Below are 25,951 nucleotides of genomic sequence, written 5' to 3' on the forward strand. Positions count from 1 at the left end.
ATATTATATGATTTCACCTTAATAGGGAAGCTAAATGTATAATCTCTCCCGTGTAATTATTATACAAAAAAAGTAGAGAGGAGATTCTCCTCTCTACTTTTACTTATGTTGTACAAACTTAACCATTAAATTTGCGATTGTATGCTGCTCTTGTTCATCAGCAACTTTCCAAAGCTCAGACAATAATTTTTCTTGATCGTTACGCGCTTCTACTTCATTTGCTAAATAATCGCCAACACGAAATGCCATATCTGATACGGCACCATTATTAAGCCCTTTTCCTTCCGCTTGTTCTAAACGTTCTCCTAAAAAGCTCTTCCACTGATCAAAATTATCTAACACTGACATAATTAAGCACCTCACTATTGAGTAATAAAATCATGCTTAATTTGTGCAACTTTTCATTTTTTATGTAAGAATTTTTTAACAATGCCAGCCACCATTCACACCGATAATTTGTCCAGTTATGTAAGATGCTCCTGGTGATACGAGAAATGAAACTGTCTTTGCTACCTCTTCTGGTAAACCTATTCTGCCTAATGGTATCTCTTCAGCAATGCCAATCTTATCTTCTTCAGAAAAGACACTTAACATTTCCGTTTCAATTGCACCCGGTGCTACTGCATTCACACGCAATCCACTTAAAGAAACCTCTTTTGCTAAAGCTTTCACATATGAATTTTGTGCTCCTTTTACCATTGAATATAACACTTCACAAGAAGCCCCTATTTGCCCCCATATAGATGAAACAACTACAATATTTCCACTTCTCCGCCCAATCATAGGTGGAAGTGCCATTGATAGTAATTTATATACACTCTTAACTTGAAGTTCTACCATATAATTCAACTCATCATTTGTTACATCTGTCACTAATCCAAAGATACTCTTCCCAGCTGCGTATACGATAACATCAATAGGATGTTCAATTTGTCCCCACAACTGCTCTGCCCCATCATTAGAAGCTAAATCCGCTTGAACAGGAATTACTTCACCCCATTCCTTCTGTAACTCATTTACCTTCTCTTCACTGTTATTGTAATGAACATATACAGTATATCCATCTTGAATTAATTGTTTTGAAATAGCAGAGCCAATCCCTCCGCTCCCTCCAGTTACTAATGCATACTTTTTCATAATTACCCTCTCTTATCTCTACAAGCTCATTTTTCATATAACTAAATAATACCCTCATCTTACAATTTATCAATGATAAGATGAGGGTATCTTTTAAATTTTATTTTTTCGGTAAAACTTGACAAACGCTCATTTTTTCTTCTGATAATAATAATTTCGCTACTTCTTGTAAATCTTGAACAGTTAGACTTTCTAATTCAGTCAATGCATCAAACAAGCTAGATTCATTAAACGCATATCGCGTAAATTGATTTGCAATATATTCCGGTGAATTCAACGAGCGTAAAAAGCCACCAATTTTCTTTTTCTTTACTCGTTCTAATGCTGCCTCATCTAATTGATCATAATTTGTGTTTAATAAAATATCTTTCAAACGCTTTTCCAATTCATCCGGTTGCTTCGTATCACCGCCAACCATTGCAAAACCGAAGTTATTCTCTTCCGTATAATCATACGAGAACGAATCATCAATAAGCCCTTCATTATATAACGATTCATAATGAACGGAGCTTTTTCCAAATAAATAATCTAAAAGTAACGTAAGCGCGATTTCTTGTTTTAAAAGAGCTTTCCCTTTTTCTTTTAAATTTGTCGCTTTAATACCGACTAAACATTTCGGTGTTTGTACAGGCATTGAAATGATTTTCTTCTTTTCATTTACCTCATTTGGTTCATCTTCAAATGAACGTACAATTTCCGGCTGATTTTTATAATCTTTTTTCGCTTGATTTTCACGCACTAAGTCCATTGTTTCCTCTGGATCAATTGCACCAACAACAAATAGTAACATATTGCTCGGATGATAAAATGTTTCGTAGCATTCATATAATAGGTCTTTCGTAATTTTACTAATAGACTCGATTGTCCCTGCAATATCAATTTTAATGGGGTGCTTTACAAACAAGCTATCAATTAATCCAAAGTATAAGCGCCAATCTGGATTATCTTGATACATTTGAATTTCCTGTCCGATAATCCCCTTTTCTTTTTCAACAGTTTTTTCAGAGAAGTAAGGCTCTTGTACGAAATTTAACAACGTATTTAAATTTTGTTCTACATTTGATGTGCATGAAAAAAGATAAGCTGTTCTTGTAAAGGATGTGAAAGCATTTGCCGATGCTCCTTGTTTACTAAACAATTGAAAAGCATCGTGATCTTCTTTTTCAAATAATTTATGCTCAAGAAAATGCGCAATTCCGTCAGGTACACGAATCATTTCTTCTTTACCTAATGGTACGAATGTATTATCCATAGAACCATACTTTGTCGTAAACGTTGCAAATGTTTTATTAAATCCTTGCTTCGGTAAAACATATACATCTAATCCATTCGGAAGTTTTTCATAATAGAGCGTCTCTTTTAATTGCTCATAAACAATCTTCTCCATTTATTCTCCCTCCGTTCCTTGTAAAAAGTAAATTGTATCTAGTTCAATATTTTTAGCAACTTTCACAATCTCTTCTTTCGTCACACTTTCTATACCTGTTAGCCATTCTTCAACTGGACGTGTACGATCTGAAATAATACCATGATATAGCATTTCCACAAATCCACGTGGCGTATCAATTGCTTCTAATATTTGATTTTGAATGACACTTTTCGTTTGATGCATCTCTTCTTCAGAAAAATCACCATTTTGCATCGCAAGCATTTGTTCTTTAATAATTTCAACTGCTTTTTCATAATTTTTTGCTTCAATCCCTGACATAACAAACAACAAGCCTTTATGACTTTCAAATCTTGATGCTGCATAGTACGCTAAACTATTCTTTTCACGGACATTTACGAATAACTTCGAATGAGAAAAACCTCCAAATAGCCCATTGAACAATTGCAGTGCGAAATAATCTTCATCTTTATATGTGACAAACGTACGATAACCAATGTGTAATTTACTTTGTTTTAATTCTTGTTTTTCAACAACTTCTTTTTCTTCATTATTTCGCTTATGAAGGAGTACATTTCTTTCTCTCACAGGACGCGCTGTAATAGAAAAATACTTACTTACAAGATCAACTGCGTTTTCTGAAATATCACCAATAATATATAGATCCATTTCATCTTCCGCTAACACCTTTTGATAATATTGATACAGACTTTCATTTGTAATAGAAGTAACACTCTCTTTTTTTCCATTTGCACTTAATCGATACGGTTCTACTTTGCACATTTCTTCGATTAAACGCTCATTTGCATAGCGCATTTTATCATCATAAGTAGCTTCAATTCTCTGCAAAAGCGCTCTTTTTTCACTTTCTACAATAGAAGGTAGGAAACTATTCCCCTCTGTTGCTGGATGTAAAACAATATCCGATAACATAGAAAGCGCTTTTTCAAATAACGGTGGTGCATCGTGTAAATATACTTCATTTGCAATGTCTACATAAATGGAGATGATATGGTCTTCCCCTTTTTTACTTACATCTACTCCCAAAGAAGATCCGTATAATTCTTCTAAATATTGACGTAGACGAATTACAGAAGGAAGTTTTTCTGTCGCACTTTGCAATACGTATGGCAATAGGGCACGCTCTGTCACCGTCTCCTCATTTAAAGGTGCTTTAAAACGAAATACAAAGGTATTTGTTTTATATTTATCAGTCGGAATAATATGTACTCGCAAACCACCTAACTCATGTAATTGTTGTTCCATTAGTTTCATTTATAGCCCTCCTTTACGTATATAGGAATATTCCTCTTCAATATACAGTTTTTAGAAATAAAAAACCAATTTTTCTTCCTTATTATGCTTACAAATGACTTTTTCTAAAAACTATAATATGTAAGGAACATAGTAAAATTTCGTATTACATATATTCTATGTAAAAAAGCTCACACTAATGTGCGAGCTTTTTTCTACTTACAAATTACTTATCGTTTTCCTTTTTCATAAGGAGTTCCTAATGCTTTCGGAGCTTCAGAACGACCTACAAAACCGACAAGTGCTAATATTGTGAATACATACGGTAATATCGTTAATAAAACACTTGGAATCTGGTCTAATACAGGAATTGTTCCACCCGTTACACTAAGAGACTGAGCAAAACCAAAGAATAGAGCTGCACCCAGTGCGCCTAGCGGATTCCACTTCCCAAAGATCATAGCAGCTAAAGCTAAGAAACCTTGTCCTGTAATAGTTGCCCCTGAGAAGTTATTAGAAATGGACATTGCAAAAATCGCTCCACCAATTCCGGCAAACACCCCTGATATACAAACGCCGATATAGCGCATTTTATATACGTTAATCCCCATCGTATCCGCTGCCATTGGGTGTTCACCAACAGCACGCAATCGAAGACCAAACGGTGTTTTATAAATAACATACCAAACAACAAATGCTAAAATAATCGCAATATACGACGTTATTGGTACATTTGAAAAGAATATTTTCCCTATAACCGGAATATCCGAAAGACCTGGAATATCAATCTTTTCAATACGGTACTGAATAAAGTCAGTCTGCCCTTTATCAAAGATCTTCTTAATTGCAAATACTGTTAAACCAAGAGATAAGAAGTTAATTGCTACACCACTTACAACTTGATCCGCTCGGAATGTAATAGATGCTACTGCATGAAGTAATGCAAATAAACCACTACCAATTGCCGCAAACAATAACGCAATCCACGGAGTCATCGTTCCCCAAGTATCACCCATTAATAAGTTTGTAACAACTCCAATAAATGCACCAAATAGCATTAGTCCTTCTAATCCGATATTTACAACACCCGATCGTTCACTAAATACACCACCTAGTGCTGTGAAAATTATAGGTGCCGATGTATATAACGTACCCGTCACAAGAATGGCTAATATATCTAAAAAGCTCATTTATTTCCCCTCCTTGCTCATGCGTGTAAGCGCCCATCTTAACACATAACTACATGCAACAAAGAAGATGATACATGCAATAATTACGTTTATAAGCTCTGATGGCACATCTGCCTCAAAGTTCATTTGAGGGGAAGCACTTTTCAAACCACCAAATAATAAAGCTGAAAGGATAATACCAAACGGATTATTTCCTCCAAGTAAGGCTACGGCAATCCCGTCAAACCCTACCCCTGTAAAGGAGGACATCGCTGTCATGCTTTGGAATGTTCCTAATCCTTCCATCGCTCCACCAATCCCTGCGAACGCACCAGCAATTGTCATGGAAAATACTACATTACGAGAAACTTTCATCCCTGCATATTGAGAAGCATGTTGATTAAATCCTACTGACTTTAATTCATAACCTAAAGTTGTTCGATCTAATAAGAACCACATTAAAATAGCGATTAAAATTGCTACAATAATTCCCCAGTGAAGGCGTGAACCGTCAGTAATGGATGCAAGCCAGTCTGAAGATAATGACGCACTCTCTTTAATGTCGTACGTTTTATCATTACCCTCGTGTAAAAAGCGCTTAATAATATCATATGTTACATATAACGCGATATAGTTCATCATAATTGTTACAATAACTTCATTAACTTGAAACTTTCCCTTTAAATATCCAGGGATGAAACCCCAGATTCCGCCTACTAACGCTGCGAATAAAATAGATAATGGAATGTGAAGAACAGCTGGTAGCGAGACTGCATAACCGAACCAAACCGCTGCAAGCCAACCAACTAACAATTGACCCTCTACCCCGATATTAAATAAACCTGTACGAAATGCAAACGCCACCGATAAACCAGCAAGAATAAGCGGTATCATTGTACGAAGTGTTTCACCAATCGCACTTGGACTGCCGAACATGCCTGTCCAAAGTGCACTATAACCAACAATTGGGTCATAGCCACTAACTAGCATTACAATCGCTCCTACAAGTAAGCCAAAAATAACGGATAGTACTGGGACTAAAATATTTATCGTTCGTTCTGTTAAAAGTTTTTTAGCCATTTGTACCCACCTGCTCCTTCTTTGTTCCTCCAGCCATTAACAATCCAAGCTGTTGTTCATTCGTTTCTTTCGCATCAACTATTGCTACAATTGTTCCTTCATAAATAACAGCAATTCGATCGCTAACATTTAAAATTTCCTCTAACTCTAGTGATAAAAGTAATACACCTTTTCCTTTATCTCTTTGCTCTATTAATCTCTTATGAATAAATTCAATTGCCCCTACATCTAAACCACGTGTCGGCTGTGCTGCAATTAATAAATCTGGATCACGGTCTACTTCACGTGCAATAATTGCCTTTTGCTGATTTCCCCCAGATAGTGCACGAGCTAACGTTTGCTCACTAGGTGTACGTACATCAAACTGTTCAATAAGTGCCTTTGCTTTTTCTGTAATTTTGCTAAAATTTAAAATCCCTTTCTTTGAAAACGGATTTTTATAGTACGTTTGCAAAACTATATTATCTCTAACAGAAAAATCAAGAACGAGTCCGTGTTTATGACGATCTTCTGGAATATGACCAATTCCTTCTTCTGTTATTTTTCTAACAGGCCAATTTGTTATTTCTTTCCCTTTAATTGCAATAGAACCTGACTCAACTTTTCGTAAACCAGTAATTGCTTCTATTAATTCACTTTGTCCGTTTCCATCAATTCCTGCAATACCAACAATTTCCCCCGCACGAACAGTTAAGTCAAGGCCTTTTACAGCAGGTAGTTGACGTGCATCGTGAACAACAAGGTTTGCAATTGAAAGTACCTCTTCTTTTGGCTTCGCGTCTATTTTTTCTGTTTTAAAATTCACTTGACGTCCGACCATTAATTCTGCAAGTTTATTTTCATCCGTATTTGCAACGTCAACCGTTCCAATCCCTTTTCCTTTACGAATAATCGTACAACGATCGCAAACTTCCATAATTTCTTTCAACTTATGTGTAATAAGAACAATAGATTTCCCTTCTTGCACAAGCTTTTTCATAATTTGAATTAGCTCATGAATTTCTTGTGGTGTTAACACAGCTGTTGGTTCATCAAATATTAAAATTTCTGCCCCGCGGTAAAGTGTTTTTAAAATCTCAACACGCTGTTGCATACCGACAGAAATATCTTGTATTTTCGCATATGGATCTACAGCTAAACCGTATTGTTCAGACAGTTTTTGAATTTCTTTAGCAGCTTCCTCAACAGCAATTTTCCCTTTTTTCTTCGGTTCGTTTCCGAGAATAATATTCTCTGTAACTGTAAAATTATGAACAAGCATAAAGTGCTGATGTACCATTCCAATACCAAGGTCATTTGCTATATTCGGATTTGTAATCTTTACAGTTTTTCCTTTAATTTTAATTTCACCTTGTTCTGGCTGGTACAAACCAAATAGTACATTCATCAATGTGGATTTCCCTGCACCATTTTCTCCAAGTAAAGCATGTATTTCTCCCTGCTTTACTTGCAGCGTAATATCATCATTCGCTACAATGCCTGGGAATACTTTCGTAATGTTATTCATCTCAATTACGTATTCCATTGTGTTCCTCCTTTTAACAGGGAACATTCCCCTATTACACTATTAACTTATTAAGCAATTCGGAAGTTTTATACATACAAAGGTTAGTTCTATGAACTAACCTTTGCTATTTCTCTATTTATTTTTTTAGAGAAGCTTCATATTCTTTATACTCTTTATCTGTAGCTGGTACTTTAATTGCACCATCTGTAATTTTCTTTTCAAACTCTTCTACTTTTGTTAAAATTTCAGGGTTAACTTTTTTCACGTTGTCAGTTGTTTTTGCAATACCAACGCCGTCATCTTTTAAGCCAAACGCTTCTATTTTACCGCCTTTTAATTTACCGTCTTTCGCTTCTTGTGCTACTTTTTCAACAGCGATATCTACACGTTTTACCATTGAAGTTAATGTTACGTTTTCAGGCATACCTTCTTGGTTTTGGTCACGGTCAACACCGATTACCCAAACGTTTTCACCTTTTTTCTTACGGTTTTTCGCTTCAGTGAATACACCATTACCTGTACCACCAGCAGCATGATAAATTACATCTACGCCTTGACCATACATTGCTGAAGCAAGAACTGTACCTTTTTCAGGTTTATCAAATGCTTCTGCATATTCAGATACGATTTCAATATTTGGATTTACTGCCTTTGCACCAGCTTTAAATCCATTTTCGAATTTACTAATTAAATCACTCTTCATTCCACCAACAAATCCTACTTTATTCGATTTCGTTGACATAGCTGCTACCGCACCTACAAGGAATGAGCCTTCATGATCTTTAAATGTAATGCTTGTTACGTTTGGTGCATCTACAACAGTATCAACGATTGCGAATTGTTGTTTTGGAGATTCTTTTGCTACTTCTTTAATTGCACCTTCTAATTTATAACCAATTCCGAAAGATAAATCATACTTATCTTTTGAAAATTTCTTTAAGTTCGGAATATAATCTGCTTCTTTTTCAGACTGTAGGTAACGATAATTTGTCTTTTCCTTTAAATCGTTATCTTTACCAAACTTTTTTAGCCCTTCCCAAGAAGATTGGTTGAATGATTTATCATCAACGCCTCCAACATCTGTTACCATACCGACTTTGAAATCTTTATTGTCTTTACTGTCTTTCTTGTCACTGCTCGCTTTATCCGAGTTACCACATGCACCTAAAACTGTACTTGCTGCTAATGTTAATGATAATAAAAGACCTGCTTTTTTCTTCATACTAGAAACCCCTCCTAAAATGATATATATATTTCTTCTTACGCTGCTGTCCCTTACTTCTTGCTGTCACCTCCCTAAAAAGGAACTTACTTACATACGTTTTCTTAATACGTGGAAGCTAAACTTATCAGCTCTAAAGTAATTAATAGAATATAAGATTGGCTCATCATTTTGATCATAGTGCATTTGTTTTAATACAAGCAGTGCTGTTTCAGGCTCACATTCTAAAATCGGTGAGATTTTCGGGTGGTAACCAATCGGCTCAATATGAGCAACCGCATACGTTATGCGCTTATGCGTGTTATTATGTATCACTGTAAGTAATGATTCTTCATTGTAGCCCGATAAATCCGGCAATATTTCTTTTGCAAGTTTATCAATGCAATATACAACAGGTTCCCCATCCGCTGTACGCACACGCTCAATCATCACTGCATTAAAACCATCTTCACTATTAAACTTCTCTTTTTCTTCTTCGGTTAAAGTTGTTGTAGATGATGATAAAAAGATTGTTCCTGGTGTTTTCCCCACACTAGAAATCATATCTGTAATACTAGAAAGTTGTTCTATTCCAGAAGAAAATAATGGCTTTGCATTTACAAACGTCCCTACACCATGTCTACGAATGACAACATTTTCTTCTTCTAAAATACGCAATGCTTCCCTTAAAGTAGCTCTACTTACGCCAAGTTCTTTCGCTAAATCAAACTCTGATGGCAGCTTTTGTCTTTCTTTGTAAGCCCCATCTTTAATTTTTTCTTTGATGTGATCAATCACCCGTAAATATAGGTGACGACTATCGGATTTTACTGACATAAGACTCCCCCGCATTTCAATTATTCGACCTCTGATGTAAGACTTCTTTTCTCTTTTTTCAACTTACAACATAGTAAACATGACTAATCACTAAAAATAAACACAATTGTCGAATAAATATTAATAATTTTTTTAGATAAAATTTTCACTCTTTACTGCATAAAAAAAACTTTGCACCATAAACATTCCTCTTTTCGAGAAAAAGTTCGGCACAAAGATCCCTTACATCCTTTGTTACACACTTTTCCCCTCATAGTCTAGCAATTCATGGTTGCCAGGTAGAAACTTATGGACCTTATCTCCAAGATTATATGAGGCAGTGATTCTTTTCGAAGTAATCTTACCACTTGCTCTCATACGTGTCAACAAAATTTAACATTTTTCTACAATGAATATCGAACATTTATAAAAAGGCACACTCATAGCATTCGTATTCTAAAGAATTGACTTGAATGTAAGCCCTTTCTTTCTTGTTGAATATAGTATATAACAAAAACGGTATATAAAAAAGCCTAATTGCAAAAACAATTAGGCTTTTTTTAAGAACTTTTTTCTTGTACATCATTAATGAGCACTTCTCTCGGTTTACTACCCTCATATGGACCTACTACACCGTTCATTTCCATTGCATCAATTAGACGAGCAGCTCGCGTATAACCTACTCTAAACCTACGTTGCAACATAGAAACAGACGCTGTTTGCATTTCCACTACGAGCTGAACTGCTTCATCGTATAATTCATCTTCAACTTGCTGCTTTGTCTCAGGGACATCTTGTGGAATCATATCCTCTTGATATTGTGCTTTTTGCTGTCCAATAACATATTCTACAACTCTCTCAACTTCATCATCTGATAAAAATGCACCTTGTACACGAACAGGCTTTGATGCACCAATTGGTATAAATAGCATATCTCCACGACCTAGCAGCTTCTCTGCGCCACCACCATCAAGAATTGTACGAGAATCCGTTTGAGAAGATACAGCGAATGCAATACGTGATGGAATATTCGCTTTAATAACACCTGTAATAACGTCAACCGATGGGCGCTGCGTTGCAATAATTAAATGAATACCAGCCGCACGAGCCATTTGTGCCAAGCGCATTATCGCATCCTCTACATCCGACGAAGCAACCATCATTAAATCTGCTAACTCATCCACAATTACTACAATATACGGTAATTCAGGTTGTTTCGCTTCCGATTGATTATTATGCGCTTTAATATAATCGTTATACCCTTCAATATTCCGCGTACCACTATGAGCAAACAACTCATAACGGCGTTCCATCTCACTTACAACCTTTTTCAAAGCTTGCGATGCTTTTTTCGGATCAGTTACAACTGGTGTTAACAAATGGGGCACACCATTATATACATTTAACTCTACCATTTTCGGATCGATCATCATTAATTTTACTTCATGCGGTTTTGCACGCATTAAAATACTAACTATAATCCCGTTAATACACACACTTTTCCCACTACCTGTCGCACCGGCTACTAGTAAATGGGGCATTTTATTTAAACGGGCCAATACAGCTTCACCTGTAATATCTCGTCCAAGACCAATTAACAACTTCTCTTCTGGATGATTATTAGCCTTAGAGTCCAGCACTTCCCTAAGTGTTACCATAGAAACTTCTGAGTTCGGAACTTCAATCCCTACAGCTGATTTCCCGGGAATAGGCGCTTCAATACGAATGTCTTTCGCAGCTAAAGCAAGCGCTAAATCATCACTTAAACTAACAATTTTACTTACCTTTACTCCCATATCAGGATACACTTCATACTTCGTAACTGCAGGACCTCTGTGTACTTTTGTCACTTTCGCTTTCACACCAAAACTTTGGAATGTACGTTCCAATTTACGAGCATTTTCATAAATTTCCGCATTTTCATTTGTAACTTGCTTATTTTTTGGGAACTTTAATATATCAAGCGAAGGAAGCTTATAATCTTTATTTTCAACATTTGAAAATTGCATCGGTGGGGCACTTGTTTCCGCCTCTAAAGATTCCACAATTTTTTCTCCACGCTTTTTCTTAGGCTCTTCAATAGGTGGAGCTTCTTCAATAAACGGTGAAGTAATTGGATCTGTTACATGTTCTTCTTCCATCCGTTTATCCTCTTCTTCATTTACAGGATAATTCTCAGTGAAATTTGAAATAATGGGGGGATCAATTTGCATCTCTTCCATCGGCTCAATCACTTCTTCTTGCTCCACAGCACGTGCGTGTCTTGAACTTCTTGTTGTTTTTTTCTTTTCTGTTTGTTCAGCCGTTCTTTTAGCTCGCCAATCTTTATAATCCCCTTGCATAACTTGAAATTGACTTCTAAGAATTCTACCCACCGGGGCAAGAACTTCTCCAATATGCTTATTTGTTATACAAAGTATTCCAAGAATAACCAAAATAATTCCAATGATATAGGCCCCTACTTCATCAAATAAGAAGTAACATGTTGCGAACATGAGCGCACCAAACATCCCACCGCCTAAGTGAACGCTATCTGGCCCTTTTTTCATTTCAAGAAAGAAGTTATCTTTCGTACTCACAATAACAGAAGTATTTTGCACTGCTCCATCTTTCGTAAGAAGGTTAAATAATGTAATATGACTGAACATTAATATCGCCAATACAATTAAATAAAAACCGATTAACCGTTTATTTAAAAGGTTCGGCCATCCATGTTTTATAACAAACGAAACCGATAAAGCTATTACACCTAACACACCAATTATGTACCACTCACCAAAGAAGAAGCGAAAAAATAACACAAACGATTTCCCTACAACGCCTAGCTGTAAAATCGTAATGATTGAAAGTGCAAAAAGAGCCAAACCGACGATTTCATAATATAGAGTTGGCTTTATCGTACGTCTTGCCTTTGCCTTCGTCCCTCTTTGCTTTTGTTTTGCCATTTCTTCACCTCGTGTTCTACATATAAATAAGGACAACCTCTAAAAAAACTCTACTTATATGTCTGTTTTCTCTATTCTTTCAGGTCTTTATCTCTTCTATTTTTACACTTCTTGTAAAATGTTAAATAAACAGAAGAAAGCAGCCCCCTACTCATGGCTGCTCAACCGTCTTGTTTTTTATATTATACCATAGCTTCTGAACAAAATCCTTCTTTTTGCTAAAAGGTTATTTTCTGACCAGGCTCATACTCTAAGTAGTGAAATGGATTCGTACTTAACACACGCACAATAGAATAACACCCATGTTCCTCTTCAGAAACCATCAATTCAACACCATGTATATTTACAACTTTTTGACTTTCACATTGCGAATAATCGGCAGGGTATACAAGTTGCTCTGGCATAATTGTATATAGAATCATTGTAGCATCGTTCCTTCTGCATTATCATCTGCGCGAGCCTCTATTAATTCGTTTAGTTTTTGAAGTGCACTCCCAATGCCACCCACATCATCAATAAGACCATACTTCACTGCATCTCCACCAATTACATTCGTCCCAATATCTCGGGTCAAATTCCCTTTCGCAAACATAAGTTCTTTAAAACGATCTTCCGTTACTTTCGAATGTTTCGTCACAAATCGAATGACTCTTTCTTGCATTTTATCCAAATACTCAAATGTTTGCGGCACACCTATAACAAGACCGGTTAAACGAATTGGGTGAATCGTCATCGTCGCTGTTTCTGCAATAAATGAATAATCAGTCGAAACTGCAATTGGTACACCAATCGAATGCCCTCCGCCTAAAACAAGAGATACCGTCGGTTTCGAAAGCGAAGCTACCATCTCAGAAATCGCTAGCCCTGCTTCAACGTCTCCTCCAACTGTGTTTAATATTAAAAGCAAACCTTCAATTTTCGGATTTTGCTCAATCGCGACAATTTGCGGGATAATGTGCTCATATTTTGTTGTTTTATTTTGCGGTGGCAACTGAACATGACCTTCCACCTGTCCAATGATTGTTAAACAATGAATACGTGATTCATTCATTTGCGGCACATTCGTTTGTCCAAGCTGTTGAATTTTCTCCACTATTGAGGCTTCTTTCGGAACTTCTTTCGGCCCAGCTTCTTTTTCTTCATTTGTATAACGATCACATTCTGTCATATCGCATCCCCTTTCACTCGTATATAACTATTATTTCTTAAGTTATAAATTTCATTCGATAGGGTTTAAAAAGAAAAAAGATCACCCGTAAAGGTGATCTTTTTTACACTTCCATAATAATCGGTAAAATCATAGGTTTTCTCTTTGTCTCTTCGTACAAGAACTGCCCTAATAATTCACGAATATTTTGTTTTAACATAGACCATTCAATTGAATATTCTTTAATTGATTGCTCAACAATCATGCGTACAATCTCTGTAGATCGCTCAATTAATGCTTCTGATTCACGAACATATACAAAACCACGTGAAATGATTTCTGGACCAGAGATAATTTTCTTTTCATCTTTACCAAGTGTTACAACAACTACTAATATTCCATCTTGAGATAACATCTTTCTATCTCGAAGAACGATATTACCAACGTCACCTACACCTAATCCATCAATTAAGACATTACCAGCTTGCACTTTACCAACTAAGTTTGCTTCATTATCACCAAAAGCAATTACATCGCCTTTTTCTACGATAAAAATATTTTCTCTTGTAATACCTACATCTTCAGCTAAATATGCATGTGCTTTTTGCATACGAAACTCACCATGTACGGGTACAAAATACTTAGGTTTCATTAAATTTAACATTAGTTTTAATTCTTCTTGACTACCATGACCTGAAACGTGAACTTTTCTTTCACCGTAATAAATAACTTCAGCTCCAGCTCTAAATAACAAATCAATAATTTTCGATACAGATATTTCATTCCCCGGAATTGGAGAAGCTGCAATAATAACAGTATCACCTTTACGAATTGAAATTTGTTTATGAGCTTGCTTCGCCATTCTAGAAAGTGCTGCCATCGGTTCCCCTTGACTACCTGTCGTTAAAATAGCTACCTTTTTCTCTGGGAAGTTGTCTACTTCTTGTAATGAAATAACCATACCTTCTGGAACATCTAAATAACCAAGACGTCTTGCAATGTCTACTACTTTCACCATACTACGTCCTACTACCGCTACTTTTCTTCCTGTTTCGGCAGCCGCGTCAAATACTTGTTGAATACGATGTACGTTCGATGCAAATGAAGCAACGATAATACGACCTTCTGCACCGTAGAACACTTTAGAAATTTCTACACCAACTTCTTTTTCCGAACCTGTATAGCCTGGACGCTCAGCGTTTGTACTATCAGATAATAAGCAAAGTACGCCTTCATTTCCGATTTGTGCCATTTTCCCAAGATCTGCTCCATTATTTCCAATTGGAGTTTGATCAAATTTAAAGTCTCCTGTATACACTACAGCACCTTTTGATGTATGGAAACAAACACCAACAGAATCTGGAATACTATGTGTCGTTCCAAAGAATGACACTGTTGTAGTATTAAACTCTACTGTTGAATTTGAATCGATTGTTTTTAAATCCACACGGCCTAACATGCCCGCTTCACCAAGTTTTTCTTGTATAAGTCCTACCGTTAATTTCGTTGCATACACTGGAATAGATAATTTACGAAGTACATAAACAATTCCACCAATATGATCTTCATGACCGTGAGTAATAAATAAACCTTTTACTCGCTCTTGATTTTCCACTAAGTATGTAATATCAGGAATAACGATATCAATCCCAAACATTTCATCTCCTGGGAACATTAATCCTGCATCTACAATAAAGATTTCAGAATCAATTTCAACACAGTACATGTTTTTCCCGATTTCACCTACTCCACCAAGAGCAAATACTTTAACAGACTCATTCTCTTTTCTCTTCATGTTGTTGCCTGGTTTAAAAATCTTGCAAACACTGATTTCACTAAAATTGTAGAGACACCAGGGGAAACTCTACAACCACCATATATTCACCGTCCAAGACGAATGTCCTTACCGTTATGCGATATCATGTCCTTGTATATTTTTTAAACCAGGTTTCACCTCTCTTTCATTATATAAATCAAATATCTTATTCGATATGATATGAAAATTTAATTAAATTATAATTTCTTCCAATTTTGCTAAGCATACCCGTACTAAGCTACTTAGCCATATTATACCTGATACAAGAAATAGAACACAAGTTAAATTATATGAAAGACTAGATAAGAAGCTAAATTGAAGTTGTAATTTGCGAGGTTTTTTTCCACATACTACCTATTATTTTTTCTACTTATATTAAGATATTAATGGAAAAATATACATGTATGTTCTGTATATAAACATAAGGCACTATTCACTAAAAACACATGATCTCTATAATCAATTTCTAACCAATATTATGCCGTCCCCTTCTTATTACACCTCATTAACTATGCTGTTTTTACCACTCACGTATATTTAATCTAAATAAAAATGACCTAGTTTCACACTAGGTCATTTCTTATTAACGAGGAATAGATTGCATTACAGATTGTAACGTTACTCTTTCTTCTTCTGTTAATGGAAGAAGCGGTAAACGTACAGAACCTACATCTAATCCAACCATTTGTAACGCTGTTTTTACTGGCGTTGGGCTTGGCGCCATAAATAATGAATCCGTTACTCTTACAAGTAATTGATGTAATTTTTGCGCCTTCTTAAACTCTCCCGCTTGGAATGCTGTAATCATTTCTTGCATTTCATTTCCGATAACATGAGATGCTACTGAAACGATACCTTTCGCTCCAACCGCCATAGCCGGTAACGTTAAACCGTCATCACCGCTGTATACTGCAAAGTCGTCCGCTGTTTTTTCAATGATTGCTGTCATTGTTAGTACATCGCCGCCTGCATCTTTAATCGCAACAATGTTTTCTATTTCTGATAAACGAACAACTGTATCAACGGAGATTTGTACAATAGATCGTCCTGGAACGTTATATAGCATAACCGGAAGTGGCGTGCTTTCAGCAATCGTTTTAAAATGCTGATACATTCCTTCTTGACTCGGTTTGTTATAATACGGCGCTACTAGCATAACTGCATCAACACCAACTTCTGTTGCCTTTTTAGTTAAGTCAACAGAGGCATGTGTATTATTGCTACCTGTTCCAGCGATTACGGGCACCCTTTTATCGACAACAGATACGACATGGCGATATAACGCTACTTTTTCTTCTGAAGTTAATGTAGGAGATTCACCTGTCGTTCCTCCTACCACGATTGCTGTTGTACCGTTATCAATTAAATAATTTACCAATTTCGTTGTCTTTGCAAAATCGATATTCCCGTTTATATCAAACGGTGTTACCATCGCAGTTGCAATTGTCCCAAAATCTATCATGGTCTCACTCCTTATTGTTCCAGTTGCTTTTCTTTTGAAAGCTCAAACGCACTATGTAATGCATTTACAGCCTCCACTAAATCAGTTTCTTTTACAAGAACCCAAATTGTCGTATGACTATCTGCCGATTGCAGAATTTGAATACCTTTTTCTGCTAAAGCTGTAACGATTTTCGCAGTAACCCCTGGGATTCCTGCCATTCCAGCTCCAACGATAGATACTTTGGCACAATGCTCTGTCACAATTGGCTCATATCCAAGTTGTTTCAACACTTCGACAGCACGAGCTGATACATTATCATTTACTGTGTAAGCTACACCAGTAGGAGAAATGTTAATTAAATCAACACTAATGCCTTCGTTTGCCATTTCTTTAAATACATGTTGTTGCAAATCATATGCCGTTTCTTTTGCAAGTACTTTAATTTGCGTTACGTTTGATACGTGGGCAATACCTGTAACAGGACGTTCTTCTACATCCTGCCCTTTTGTAGCACCATCGTATGCTGCAATAAGCGTACCTTCGCTATCAGAATACGTAGAACGTACACGAAGCGGTACTTTTGCATGCATCGCAATTTCAACCGCACGTGGATGAACGACTTTTGCACCTTGGTAAGCCATATTACAAATTTCGTTATACGTTACCGTTTGAAGATGACGTGCATCTTTTACAATACGAGGATCCGCAGTCATAACACCTTCTACATCTGTGAAGATATCAATAAATTCAGCATGAAGCGCAACACCTAATGCTGAAGCTGAAGTATCGCTACCTCCGCGTCCAAGTGTTGTCGTATCACCTTTTTTCGTTTGCCCTTGGAATCCTGTAACGACGATTACATCTAGATTTTCTAATTCTTCATGTATACGATCGCAATTCATTTCAACGATTTTCGCATTCGTAAAGTCATCATTTGTTACAAAACCAGCTTGTGCACCATTTAATGCCGCTGCTTTTATACCGTTCTCATTCAACATATTAGAGAAAACAATTGCAGAGATTAACTCTCCACATGATAATAATAAATCTTGCTCACGTTTAGAAATAGTAGATTCCTCTTGATTTACAAGACTTAATAACGTATCCGTTGCATACGGTTCACCTTTACGGCCCATAGCAGATACGACAGTAACTACTTTATATCCAGCAGCTAACGATTTTTTTATATGATGAAGCGCATGCTTACGTCCATTTTCATCACGTACTGATGTGCCACCAAATTTTTGAACAATTATTTTCATATTTTGCACCTTCTCTTAGCCGTTTACACTAATTGTAATTTTACTAAGCGCTCTGCAATTTGAACAGAATTCCATGCAGCGCCTTTTAATAAGTTATCAGATACGACCCAAAGATGGAATCCTTTATCGTTATTTAAATCTTTACGGATTCTTCCAACGAATACTTCGTTTTTACCTACTGCAGTAGCTGGCATTGGATATAACTGCTCTTCTGGATTATCTTGCAGAACAATACCTTCTGCATTTGCAAGTAAGCTCTTTAATTCTGCTACTGTTACGCCTTCTTTTTCTACTTCGATGTAAACAGACTCAGAATGCCCTGATACAACTGGTAAACGTACGCATGTTGCCGCTACTTCTAATTCAGGCATATGCATAATTTTTTTCGTTTCATTAATCATTTTCATTTCTTCAAATGTAAATCCATTATCTTGGAACTTATCAATCTGTGGAATCGCATTAAAAGCAATTTGGTAATGTTTTTTATCACCTGATACAGGTAAAACATTCGCCTTAGCTTCTTCGCCATTTAAGATTGCTTGTGATTGTTCATGAAGTTCTTCAATCGCTGCCGCACCAGCACCTGATACAGCTTGATATGTGGAAACGATTACTCGTTTTAAACCATATTGCTGACGAACTGGCTCAAGAGCTACTACCATTTGAATTGTAGAACAGTTTGGATTTGCAATAATACCATTATGTTCTTTTAAGTCGTTTTCATTTACTTCAGGTACAACAAGTGGCACGTTTTCTGTCATACGGAATGCACTTGTATTATCAACAACAATCGCACCGCGCTTTGCTGCTTCTGGCGCTAATTGTTTCGATACAGATCCACCAGCACTAAATAGTGCGATATCTACTCCTTCAAAACTTTCAGGAGTCGCCTCTTGAACTGTAAATTCTTCACCTTTAAATACAAGTTTCTTACCTGCAGATCGTTTAGATGAAAGTAACGTTAATTTCCCGATTGGAAATTCTCGTTTCTCTAAAGTATTTAACATTTGTTCACCAACTGCGCCGGTTGCTCCAACTACAGCGACATGAAAAGTTTTTTGCTTTTCCATCACTATGCCCCTTTCTAGATACCAATCCTTCTATAACTTAGAATTAGAAGGAGTATACAATACCCCTTCTAATCTTAATAACGTTAATTTTATCATATTCTACAGTAAGAATGATGGTTTCATCAAAAATTGTCCGTTTTTTTTCGTTTTTTAATTCATATATCTGAATTTTTCTACGACAACCGGTTGCAATTGTTTTCCTTGTAGCGCTTCTAATACTGTATCTTCCAGTAGCTCCATACGAGCTACCATTGAGTTCGGTTTTTTCTCTGGTGCGTCTTGGCCGAATGGGACGAAGTAGATGTTTTTTGTGGCCATTAGGCGCATGAGGTTGACTCCATTAAGCCCTAAAGCATCATTCGTCGAAACCGCCAATACGACAGGCTTACCATTTCTCAGCGTCGCTTTTGCTGCCATTAATACTGGAGAATCTGTCATTGCATTTGCAAATTTACTCATCGAATTTCCTGTTAGTGGTGCAATTACCATACAGTCTAATGGAATTTTAGGTCCTAGCGGTTCTGCGCCAACGATTGAATTAATTGCTTTAAATCCTGTTGTTTCTTCAATCTTTTTAATCCACTCTGCTCCCTCACCAAATCTCGTATTTGTTGATTGAACAGTGTAAGAAACAACGGGACGTACTTCTGCTCCCTCAGCAATTAATTTCTCTAAATGAGGCATCACTTCTTCATACGTACAATGTGAACCTGTAAAACCGAATCCAATTCTTTTCCCTTTTAAATTCATTCCCCATTCTCCTTTCTTGCTATTACGTCTTCTGCTAATAACTGAGAAAGAACGTTCGCTAAAATTTGTCCTGCTGTTTTCGGAGCAACAATCCCTGGCAATCCAGGTGCTAATAGCGCTTTAACTCCTCTTTTTTCTGCGTATCTAAAGTCGGTACCACCTGGTTTAGAAGCTAAATCAATTACTAACGTATGAGCTGGCATTTTTGAAATAACATTCGCTGTCACAACGAGATGTGGAATTGTGTTAATCACAATATCCATATTTCCTACTTCTTTCTCAATGTTTTGCATATGAAAAGGAGAAAACATCATCTCTGTAATACGTGCAATATGTTCCGATCGTCTTGCTCCAACTTTGACGTGGGCTCCTAATGATTGAAATGCTCTGGCAACACTCATCCCTGTTCTACCAAATCCTAAAACCATTACATTGGACCCATGAATTGTATAGTCGGTATGTTGAATTACCATCATTAATGTGCCTTCTACTGTCGGAATAGAATTGTAGATTGCCACATCATCACGATCAAATAATTTAACAAGTTTTCGGTTTGTAGTAGATACGAGATTTTCCAAGTAAGGCGTACCAATACCTGAATATATAGTAAAGTGTTCTGGTGTATTTTCAATTTGTTCTTTCGTTATAGAAACTTTTTCATTTGAAAAAATAGTATCTACTTCTCCTTTGGCATTTGTACCTGCAACTGGCAAAATGATTGCATCTACAGAAGTAAAATCTAAATTTTGTATACTTTCTTTTGCTGCCCCTGTGAAGCCATGATCCAACTGATCAAACCCTATCAATGAAAGTTTCGCATCCAATTCAACTAGTTTACGAATTACTTCTAGCTGTCTTGCATCTCCTCCTATGACAGCAATATGCATCTCAGTCAACATTCCCTAATTCACCTTCTTTTTCTGTCATTTATAAGAAAAGTGCCTACTTTTTCTTTTTCCTCCACATCATATGTAATGTACGAGTTTGAGGTGATTGAAAAACAAAAAGCACATATGATTTATCAGCTTTATATATACAAAAAAAAGACGGCCGAAATGGCCATCTTTCACTCCGAATTTGAATGGTCAGATATATCACAAAGTATCATGTCATGCCCCACTTTCTTAATATCTCTCCATTCCACCCTTACCTCTTGTTGTCCTTTTTTAAAACCTCCCCATTTTGTAACAGGTATGATAAGCGCTTGTATTTGTCCATCGCTCTCATTAATTTCTAAATCTAGATGCCCTAAAATCCCCATTTTTTCCGCTCTTTCTAAATCTACAATTTCTTTACCACTTAATTCACTTAATCGCATACACTCTCCCCCTACCGAATTTTCAATTTAAGTTATCCATTATTAGTACCTATTCTGTATGTCTAAAAAAAATAACCGTATCTCATTTAAAAGAGATACGGTTATTTTCGAGTACATCACAAAAATCAATTATAGTTTTATTCCTTTTGGAAGTTTTCCATCTGGACTAATAAGTGCAGCAGAGAATTCATCCGTAAACATATTGCGGATTAACTCATCTACATTTTGTTTTGTTACAGTGTTTACACTTTCAATAATCTCATCAAGTGAACGATGCTTACGAAGCAGCAATTCATTTTTACCGTTACGGCTCATACGACTATTCGTACTTTCTAAACTTAACATTAAGTTTCCTTTTAATTGCTCTTTACTATTCATAAGCTCTTTTTCTGTAATACCTGTATTCTTCAATGTTTCTAGTGTTTCTTGCATCGTTTCATACAGTGTATCTAATTGTTGGCTACCTGTTCCACCGTACAGTGTTAACATACCTGTATCTTCATAAGAAGAGTGGTAAGAAAATACCGAGTAAGCTAACCCACGTTGCTCACGTACTTCTTGGAATAAACGGCTACTCATACTACCGCCTAAAACGTTATTTAATACGATTAAGTTATAAATATCTTCGTGTCCCATTTGTAAGCCTTTATATCCTAAACATAAATGAGCTTGTTCTGTTTCTTTTTTACGTGCTACCTTATTAAAATGGAAAATTGGGCTATGTACTTGTTCACGGTTTGTTGTTCCTTCATAACTACCGAAATATTGCTCTACTGTTTGTAAAAATGCTTCATCAATATTTCCTGCAACTGAAACAACTACATTTTCAGGTGTATAATGATCTTTTATATATTGACGTAGTGTATCACCTGTAAACGTATCAAGCGTTTCTTCTGTTCCTAAAATAGGATATCCAAGCGGATGCGTTTCATATGTCGCTTTCGTTAACATATCATGCACAATATCATCTGGAGCGTCTTCGTACATTTTAATTTCTTCACATACGACATTCTTCTCTTTTTTCAGTTCTTCCTCATCAAATGTTGAATTAAAGAACATATCTGCTAAAACATCTAAAGCATATTTAGCATGCTCATCTAACACTTTTGCATAGTAACATGTATATTCTTTTGAAGTAAAAGCATTTACTTGCCCACCAATGCTATCAAATGATTCCGCAATTTCGCGCGCACTACGTGTTTCCGTCCCTTTAAAGAACATATGCTCTAAAAAGTGGGAAATCCCGTTATTTTTTTCATTTTCATTTCTTGATCCTGCATGGATCCAAATACCAATCGCAACCGATCTTACAGTTGGTATGTTCTCCATAACTATTCTTACACCATTTTTACAAGTATATTTTTTAATCAAAAACTTTCCTCCTACTACCAGTTTCTCTAAATTAACGCTATTATTTAATGATAACAAGTTTAAGGATGAATGTCATGCAAATGTATTTAATCCACACGTTTTTCATCCAGTAATTCTGTTATATTCCCCACTCTATATCCTTGTTCCTTCAATTTTGTAATCATTGTATCTAATGCTTCTGCTGTAGATGAAGTAGGGTGCATTAATACAATGGCACCTGAATGTATTTTTCTCATTACTCTCTGCAATAATACGTCTGGCTCTGGTCGCTTCCAATCAATCGTATCTACTGTCCACATAATCGTTCCCATTTGGAAATCATCTGCAATTTGTACGACTTCATCTCGAAAACTTCCACTTGGCGGGGCAAACCATCTTACTTTTTGATTCGTGGCTGCTTCTATCATTCGATTTGTTTTTTGTAACTGTTCTCGTATTTCATCAGACGATAATGTTTTCATATTAGGATGTGTGTAAGAGTGATTTCCAACTTCTTGATTTGCATCGACAATCATTTTTGCAAATCGTAAATTTTCTTTCACCCAACGTCCTTCCAAAAAGAAAGTTGCCTTCACATCATGTTTTTTCAATATCTCTAATATACGAGGCAAATACTCATTTCCCCATGCCACATTTATTGTTAATCCAACCATCTTTTTATTTGGATGTCCCCTGTAAATTGGGGCTGGTGATAAATCTGCTAAATGGACACTCGGTGATACTTCCTTGAATTCAAGATGTTTTTGATCAAATTTCTTTAGCTTCTTCATATTGTTATAGGATGCTTCAATATCGACTTGTCTTCCATTATATCCAGGTGTTGCTTTCCATATCTTATCAATGATCGCATTTTGAGGTGCAATCTCATATTGTTTTGCATGTTTTTGAATTTCTTCATACAAGTTATCCTGTGCAAAAACGGAATAAGAGCCTAAACTGACATATAAAAAAAATACACATATGTATGCCAATATACGAACTTTCATATAAACCCTCCCATTAACTAAATAAAAAATATTTTTCTTCTTATCTTTGTTAATTTGAGCGTTATAATGAAAACTATACCTATACTGACATAAAAATATGTGTACATCATGTTTTTTACATAACAAAAAAGCCAGTTGAACTGGCTTTTACTTATTGCTGCTCTTGTTTGTTTTCTTCTTTAGCAGCTTCTTTTTCTTGCTCTTCTTTTAGCAATACTTTTCTAGATAGATTTACGCGACCTTGCTTGTCAATCTCGATAACTTTAACTGTAATTACATCACCGATTTTCACAACGTCTTCTACTTTACCTACACGCTCAAGCGCAAGTTCAGAAATGTGAACTAATCCATCTTTACCGCTGAATAATTCAACGAAAGCACCGAATTTCTCAACACGTTTCACTTTTCCTTCGTAGATTTCACCTACTTGTACTTCGCGAACGATATCTTCGATAATTTTCTTAGCTTTGTCATTCATTTCTTGATTTATTGAAGAAATAAATACTGTACCATCTTGCTCGATGTCAATTTTAACTCCAGTTTCTTCAATAATTTTATTAATTTGTTTACCGCTCGGTCCAATAACGTCACGGATTTTATCTGGGTTAATTGTCATTGTAATAATCTTTGGAGCGTAAGCTGATAATTCAGTACGTGGCTCTGCAATAACAGATAGCATATGATTTAGAATGTGCACACGACCAACTTTCGCTTGTTGTAATGCCTCTTCTAAAATTTCACGAGATAAACCATCGATTTTAATGTCCATTTGCAGTGCAGTTACACCTTGTGCTGTACCTGCTACTTTAAAGTCCATATCACCTAAATGATCTTCCATACCTTGAATATCAGATAAAATTGTGTAATGCTCACCAGATTTAACTAGACCCATTGCAATACCAGCAACTGGAGCTTTAAGTGGAACACCAGCATCCATCATTGCTAAAGTACTACCACAAATACTTGCCTGTGAAGTAGAACCATTTGATTCTAACACTTCAGATACAAGACGTACTGTATATGGGAAATCTTTTTCAGATGGAATTACAGGCTCAAGAGCACGTTCTCCTAGTGCACCGTGACCAATTTCACGACGACCTGGTCCACGCATCGGTCTTGTTTCACCAACACTAAACGATGGGAAATTGTAATGGTGCATGAATCTTTTTGATTCTTCTACACCAAGACCATCTAAAATTTGCACATCGCCTAAAGCGCCTAATGTACAAATACTTAATGCTTGTGTTTGTCCACGTGTGAATAAACCAGAACCGTGTGTACGAGATAAAATACCAACCTCTGATGCTAAAGGACGAATTTCATCACCTTTACGGCCATCTGGGCGGATTTTTTCAACTGTAATAAGACGACGTACTTCTTCTTTTACAATTTTATATAAAATCTCATTTACTTGTCCTAATGTGTCAGCGTCAGCTTCCTCAGCTTCGTAATGCTCAATTACACGCTTTTTCACTACGTTGATTGCATCTTCACGTGCATGTTTCTCATGTACTTGAATTGCAGAATGCATATCCTTCTCAGCCATCTCACGTACAGCTTGGTTAAGATCAGCATCAACTTCATATAGTTTTATTTCTAATTTCGCTTTACCTACAGCTTGTACAATCTCTTCTTGGAATGCAATTAGACGTTTAATTTCGTCATGTCCAAACATAATTGCTTCTAACATTGTTTCCTCAGGTACTTGATCTGCTCCTGCTTCAACCATGTTAATTGCATCTTTTGTACCAGCTACAACAAGGTGAATATCACTTTGTTCTTGCTGTTCTACTGTTGGATTAATAACGAATTCGCCATTAATACGACCAACTGTTGCACCAGCGATTGGACCTTCAAATGGAATATCTGAAATCGATAACGCTAATGAAGAACCAAGCATAGCTGCCATTTCAGAAGAACAATCTTGATCAACACTCATTACAATGCTGACAACTTGTACTTCGTTACGGAAACCATCTGCGAAAAGCGGACGAATTGGACGGTCGATTAAACGACTTGCCAAAATTGCTTTTTCACTTGGACGACCTTCACGTTTAATAAAACCGCCTGGAATTTTTCCGACTGCATATAAACGCTCTTCATAGTTTACTGTAAGTGGGAAGAAATCTACATTTTTAGCCTCTTTTGATGCAGTTGCTGTAGATAGAACCGCTGTATCGCCATATCTTACTAATACTGCCCCGTTCGCTTGTTTTGCAAGCTGACCAGTTTCAACTGTTAGCTGGCGACCAGCTAAATCTATCGAGAAGACTTGCTTTTCTTGACTCATT

General features: G+C 36.3%; 22 protein-coding genes and 1 riboswitch. All 22 genes read right to left on the reverse strand.

Going from position 1 to position 25,951, the window contains the following annotated elements:
- Nucleotides 1-99 precede the first annotated feature (99 nt).
- Nucleotides 100-348 (reverse strand): DUF3243 domain-containing protein, encoded by a 249-nt coding sequence (locus JDS81_RS11825; protein WP_000114447.1) that lies wholly within the window; start codon nucleotides 346-348, stop codon nucleotides 100-102.
- Nucleotides 349-423: 75 nt separating this feature from the next.
- Nucleotides 424-1,137, reverse strand: a complete 714-nt coding sequence (ymfI, locus tag JDS81_RS11830) for an elongation factor P 5-aminopentanone reductase (RefSeq protein WP_000759613.1) — start codon at nucleotides 1,135-1,137, stop codon at nucleotides 424-426.
- Between the two features lie 100 nt (nucleotides 1,138-1,237).
- Nucleotides 1,238-2,524, reverse strand: a complete 1,287-nt coding sequence (gene yfmH / locus JDS81_RS11835; protein ID WP_000411962.1) for an EF-P 5-aminopentanol modification-associated protein YfmH — start codon at nucleotides 2,522-2,524, stop codon at nucleotides 1,238-1,240.
- Nucleotides 2,525-3,799, reverse strand: coding sequence for an EF-P 5-aminopentanol modification-associated protein YfmF (gene yfmF / locus JDS81_RS11840; protein WP_000772425.1), 1,275 nt, complete (start codon nucleotides 3,797-3,799; stop codon nucleotides 2,525-2,527).
- 209 nt (nucleotides 3,800-4,008) lie between these two features.
- The gene (locus JDS81_RS11845; protein WP_000008852.1) at nucleotides 4,009-4,968 is read right to left on the reverse strand and encodes an ABC transporter permease; all 960 of its coding nucleotides are present in this window, start codon (nucleotides 4,966-4,968) and stop codon (nucleotides 4,009-4,011) included.
- Entirely contained in the window at nucleotides 4,969-6,027 is a 1,059-nt protein-coding gene (locus tag JDS81_RS11850; RefSeq protein WP_001085263.1) for an ABC transporter permease, read from the reverse strand.
- Nucleotides 6,020-7,552 (reverse strand): ABC transporter ATP-binding protein, encoded by a 1,533-nt coding sequence (locus JDS81_RS11855; RefSeq protein WP_000456934.1) that lies wholly within the window; start codon nucleotides 7,550-7,552, stop codon nucleotides 6,020-6,022. Before JDS81_RS11855 ends, JDS81_RS11850 begins: the two co-directional genes overlap by 8 nt.
- Before the next feature lie 118 nt (nucleotides 7,553-7,670).
- Nucleotides 7,671-8,756 carry a BMP family lipoprotein gene (locus tag JDS81_RS11860; protein ID WP_000725766.1) on the reverse strand — a complete coding sequence of 362 codons (1,086 nt, stop codon included), beginning with the start codon at nucleotides 8,754-8,756 and terminating at the stop codon, nucleotides 7,671-7,673.
- Nucleotides 8,757-8,846: 90 nt separating this feature from the next.
- Nucleotides 8,847-9,572 (reverse strand): GntR family transcriptional regulator, encoded by a 726-nt coding sequence (locus JDS81_RS11865; protein ID WP_000114182.1) that lies wholly within the window; start codon nucleotides 9,570-9,572, stop codon nucleotides 8,847-8,849.
- Between the two features lie 233 nt (nucleotides 9,573-9,805).
- Nucleotides 9,806-9,907, reverse strand: a riboswitch (purine riboswitch).
- Between the two features lie 204 nt (nucleotides 9,908-10,111).
- Entirely contained in the window at nucleotides 10,112-12,496 is a 2,385-nt protein-coding gene (locus JDS81_RS11870; RefSeq protein ID WP_097953978.1) for a DNA translocase FtsK, read from the reverse strand.
- A gap of 218 nt (nucleotides 12,497-12,714) precedes the next feature.
- Nucleotides 12,715-12,918, reverse strand: coding sequence for a YlzJ-like family protein (locus JDS81_RS11875; protein ID WP_000605018.1), 204 nt, complete (start codon nucleotides 12,916-12,918; stop codon nucleotides 12,715-12,717).
- On the reverse strand, nucleotides 12,915-13,664 hold the full coding sequence (tepA, locus tag JDS81_RS11880) for a translocation-enhancing protein TepA (RefSeq protein ID WP_097953979.1): 750 nt from the start codon (nucleotides 13,662-13,664) through the stop codon (nucleotides 12,915-12,917). Before tepA ends, JDS81_RS11875 begins: the two co-directional genes overlap by 4 nt.
- A 103-nt stretch (nucleotides 13,665-13,767) precedes the next feature.
- Complete coding sequence (locus tag JDS81_RS11885; RefSeq protein WP_000823093.1) at nucleotides 13,768-15,438, reverse strand: ribonuclease J; 1,671 nt, start codon at nucleotides 15,436-15,438, stop codon at nucleotides 13,768-13,770.
- Between the two features lie 604 nt (nucleotides 15,439-16,042).
- Nucleotides 16,043-16,921, reverse strand: a complete 879-nt coding sequence (gene dapA / locus JDS81_RS11890; protein ID WP_000564770.1) for a 4-hydroxy-tetrahydrodipicolinate synthase — start codon at nucleotides 16,919-16,921, stop codon at nucleotides 16,043-16,045.
- An 11-nt stretch (nucleotides 16,922-16,932) separates the two neighbouring features.
- A complete protein-coding gene (dapG, locus tag JDS81_RS11895) occupies nucleotides 16,933-18,165 on the reverse strand; it encodes an aspartate kinase (protein ID WP_000692465.1) in 1,233 nt (410 codons plus the stop codon).
- Between the two features lie 23 nt (nucleotides 18,166-18,188).
- The gene (gene asd, locus JDS81_RS11900; RefSeq protein WP_000414844.1) at nucleotides 18,189-19,235 is read right to left on the reverse strand and encodes an aspartate-semialdehyde dehydrogenase; all 1,047 of its coding nucleotides are present in this window, start codon (nucleotides 19,233-19,235) and stop codon (nucleotides 18,189-18,191) included.
- Between the two features lie 150 nt (nucleotides 19,236-19,385).
- Nucleotides 19,386-19,985, reverse strand: coding sequence for a dipicolinate synthase subunit B (gene dpaB / locus JDS81_RS11905; protein WP_001049477.1), 600 nt, complete (start codon nucleotides 19,983-19,985; stop codon nucleotides 19,386-19,388).
- Nucleotides 19,982-20,884: a dipicolinic acid synthetase subunit A gene (gene dpaA, locus JDS81_RS11910; protein ID WP_000954741.1), complete on the reverse strand. Its 903-nt coding sequence runs from the start codon at nucleotides 20,882-20,884 to the stop codon at nucleotides 19,982-19,984. The genes dpaB and dpaA overlap by 4 nt, the downstream gene beginning before the upstream one ends.
- Before the next feature lie 167 nt (nucleotides 20,885-21,051).
- Complete coding sequence (locus tag JDS81_RS11915) at nucleotides 21,052-21,303, reverse strand: YlmC/YmxH family sporulation protein (protein WP_016109017.1); 252 nt, start codon at nucleotides 21,301-21,303, stop codon at nucleotides 21,052-21,054.
- Between the two features lie 129 nt (nucleotides 21,304-21,432).
- Nucleotides 21,433-22,674 (reverse strand): M16 family metallopeptidase, encoded by a 1,242-nt coding sequence (locus JDS81_RS11920; protein WP_000592990.1) that lies wholly within the window; start codon nucleotides 22,672-22,674, stop codon nucleotides 21,433-21,435.
- Between the two features lie 86 nt (nucleotides 22,675-22,760).
- Nucleotides 22,761-23,660, reverse strand: coding sequence for a polysaccharide deacetylase family protein (locus JDS81_RS11925; RefSeq protein WP_000868234.1), 900 nt, complete (start codon nucleotides 23,658-23,660; stop codon nucleotides 22,761-22,763).
- A gap of 151 nt (nucleotides 23,661-23,811) precedes the next feature.
- Nucleotides 23,812-25,950 carry a polyribonucleotide nucleotidyltransferase gene (pnp, locus tag JDS81_RS11930; protein WP_000076735.1) on the reverse strand — a complete coding sequence of 713 codons (2,139 nt, stop codon included), beginning with the start codon at nucleotides 25,948-25,950 and terminating at the stop codon, nucleotides 23,812-23,814.
- Nucleotide 25,951: the final 1 nt, after the last annotated feature.

The organism is Bacillus cereus group sp. N31 (assembly GCF_016483245.1).
Taxonomy (GTDB): Bacteria; Bacillota; Bacilli; order Bacillales; family Bacillaceae_G; genus Bacillus_A; species Bacillus_A toyonensis.

What these genes read in the sequence shown, in the direction of transcription:
- dpaA (WP_000954741.1), bottom strand. Translation starts at nt 20,884, where the DNA reads ATGTTGACTGAGATGCATATTGCTGTCATAGGAGGAGATGCAAGACAG.
- JDS81_RS11915 (WP_016109017.1), bottom strand. Translation starts at nt 21,303, where the DNA reads ATGCGATTAAGTGAATTAAGTGGTAAAGAAATTGTAGATTTAGAAAGA.
- JDS81_RS11865 (WP_000114182.1), bottom strand. Translation starts at nt 9,572, where the DNA reads ATGTCAGTAAAATCCGATAGTCGTCACCTATATTTACGGGTGATTGAT.
- asd (WP_000414844.1), bottom strand. Translation starts at nt 19,235, where the DNA reads ATGGAAAAGCAAAAAACTTTTCATGTCGCTGTAGTTGGAGCAACCGGC.
- tepA (WP_097953979.1), bottom strand. Translation starts at nt 13,664, where the DNA reads ATGACAGAATGTGATCGTTATACAAATGAAGAAAAAGAAGCTGGGCCG.
- JDS81_RS11825 (WP_000114447.1), bottom strand. Translation starts at nt 348, where the DNA reads ATGTCAGTGTTAGATAATTTTGATCAGTGGAAGAGCTTTTTAGGAGAA.
- JDS81_RS11860 (WP_000725766.1), bottom strand. Translation starts at nt 8,756, where the DNA reads ATGAAGAAAAAAGCAGGTCTTTTATTATCATTAACATTAGCAGCAAGT.
- dapG (WP_000692465.1), bottom strand. Translation starts at nt 18,165, where the DNA reads ATGAAAATAATTGTTCAAAAATTTGGTGGCACATCAGTACGTGATGAA.
- ymfI (WP_000759613.1), bottom strand. Translation starts at nt 1,137, where the DNA reads ATGAAAAAGTATGCATTAGTAACTGGAGGGAGCGGAGGGATTGGCTCT.
- dpaB (WP_001049477.1), bottom strand. Translation starts at nt 19,985, where the DNA reads ATGAATTTAAAAGGGAAAAGAATTGGATTCGGTTTTACAGGTTCACAT.
- JDS81_RS11925 (WP_000868234.1), bottom strand. Translation starts at nt 23,660, where the DNA reads ATGAAAGTTCGTATATTGGCATACATATGTGTATTTTTTTTATATGTC.
- JDS81_RS11855 (WP_000456934.1), bottom strand. Translation starts at nt 7,552, where the DNA reads ATGGAATACGTAATTGAGATGAATAACATTACGAAAGTATTCCCAGGC.
- dapA (WP_000564770.1), bottom strand. Translation starts at nt 16,921, where the DNA reads ATGATAGATTTTGGGACAATTGCAACTGCGATGGTAACACCGTTTGAT.
- yfmF (WP_000772425.1), bottom strand. Translation starts at nt 3,799, where the DNA reads ATGAAACTAATGGAACAACAATTACATGAGTTAGGTGGTTTGCGAGTA.
- JDS81_RS11845 (WP_000008852.1), bottom strand. Translation starts at nt 4,968, where the DNA reads ATGAGCTTTTTAGATATATTAGCCATTCTTGTGACGGGTACGTTATAT.
- JDS81_RS11885 (WP_000823093.1), bottom strand. Translation starts at nt 15,438, where the DNA reads ATGAAGAGAAAAGAGAATGAGTCTGTTAAAGTATTTGCTCTTGGTGGA.
- JDS81_RS11850 (WP_001085263.1), bottom strand. Translation starts at nt 6,027, where the DNA reads ATGGCTAAAAAACTTTTAACAGAACGAACGATAAATATTTTAGTCCCA.
- JDS81_RS11875 (WP_000605018.1), bottom strand. Translation starts at nt 12,918, where the DNA reads ATGATTCTATATACAATTATGCCAGAGCAACTTGTATACCCTGCCGAT.
- JDS81_RS11870 (WP_097953978.1), bottom strand. Translation starts at nt 12,496, where the DNA reads ATGGCAAAACAAAAGCAAAGAGGGACGAAGGCAAAGGCAAGACGTACG.
- pnp (WP_000076735.1), bottom strand. Translation starts at nt 25,950, where the DNA reads ATGAGTCAAGAAAAGCAAGTCTTCTCGATAGATTTAGCTGGTCGCCAG.
- yfmH (WP_000411962.1), bottom strand. Translation starts at nt 2,524, where the DNA reads ATGGAGAAGATTGTTTATGAGCAATTAAAAGAGACGCTCTATTATGAA.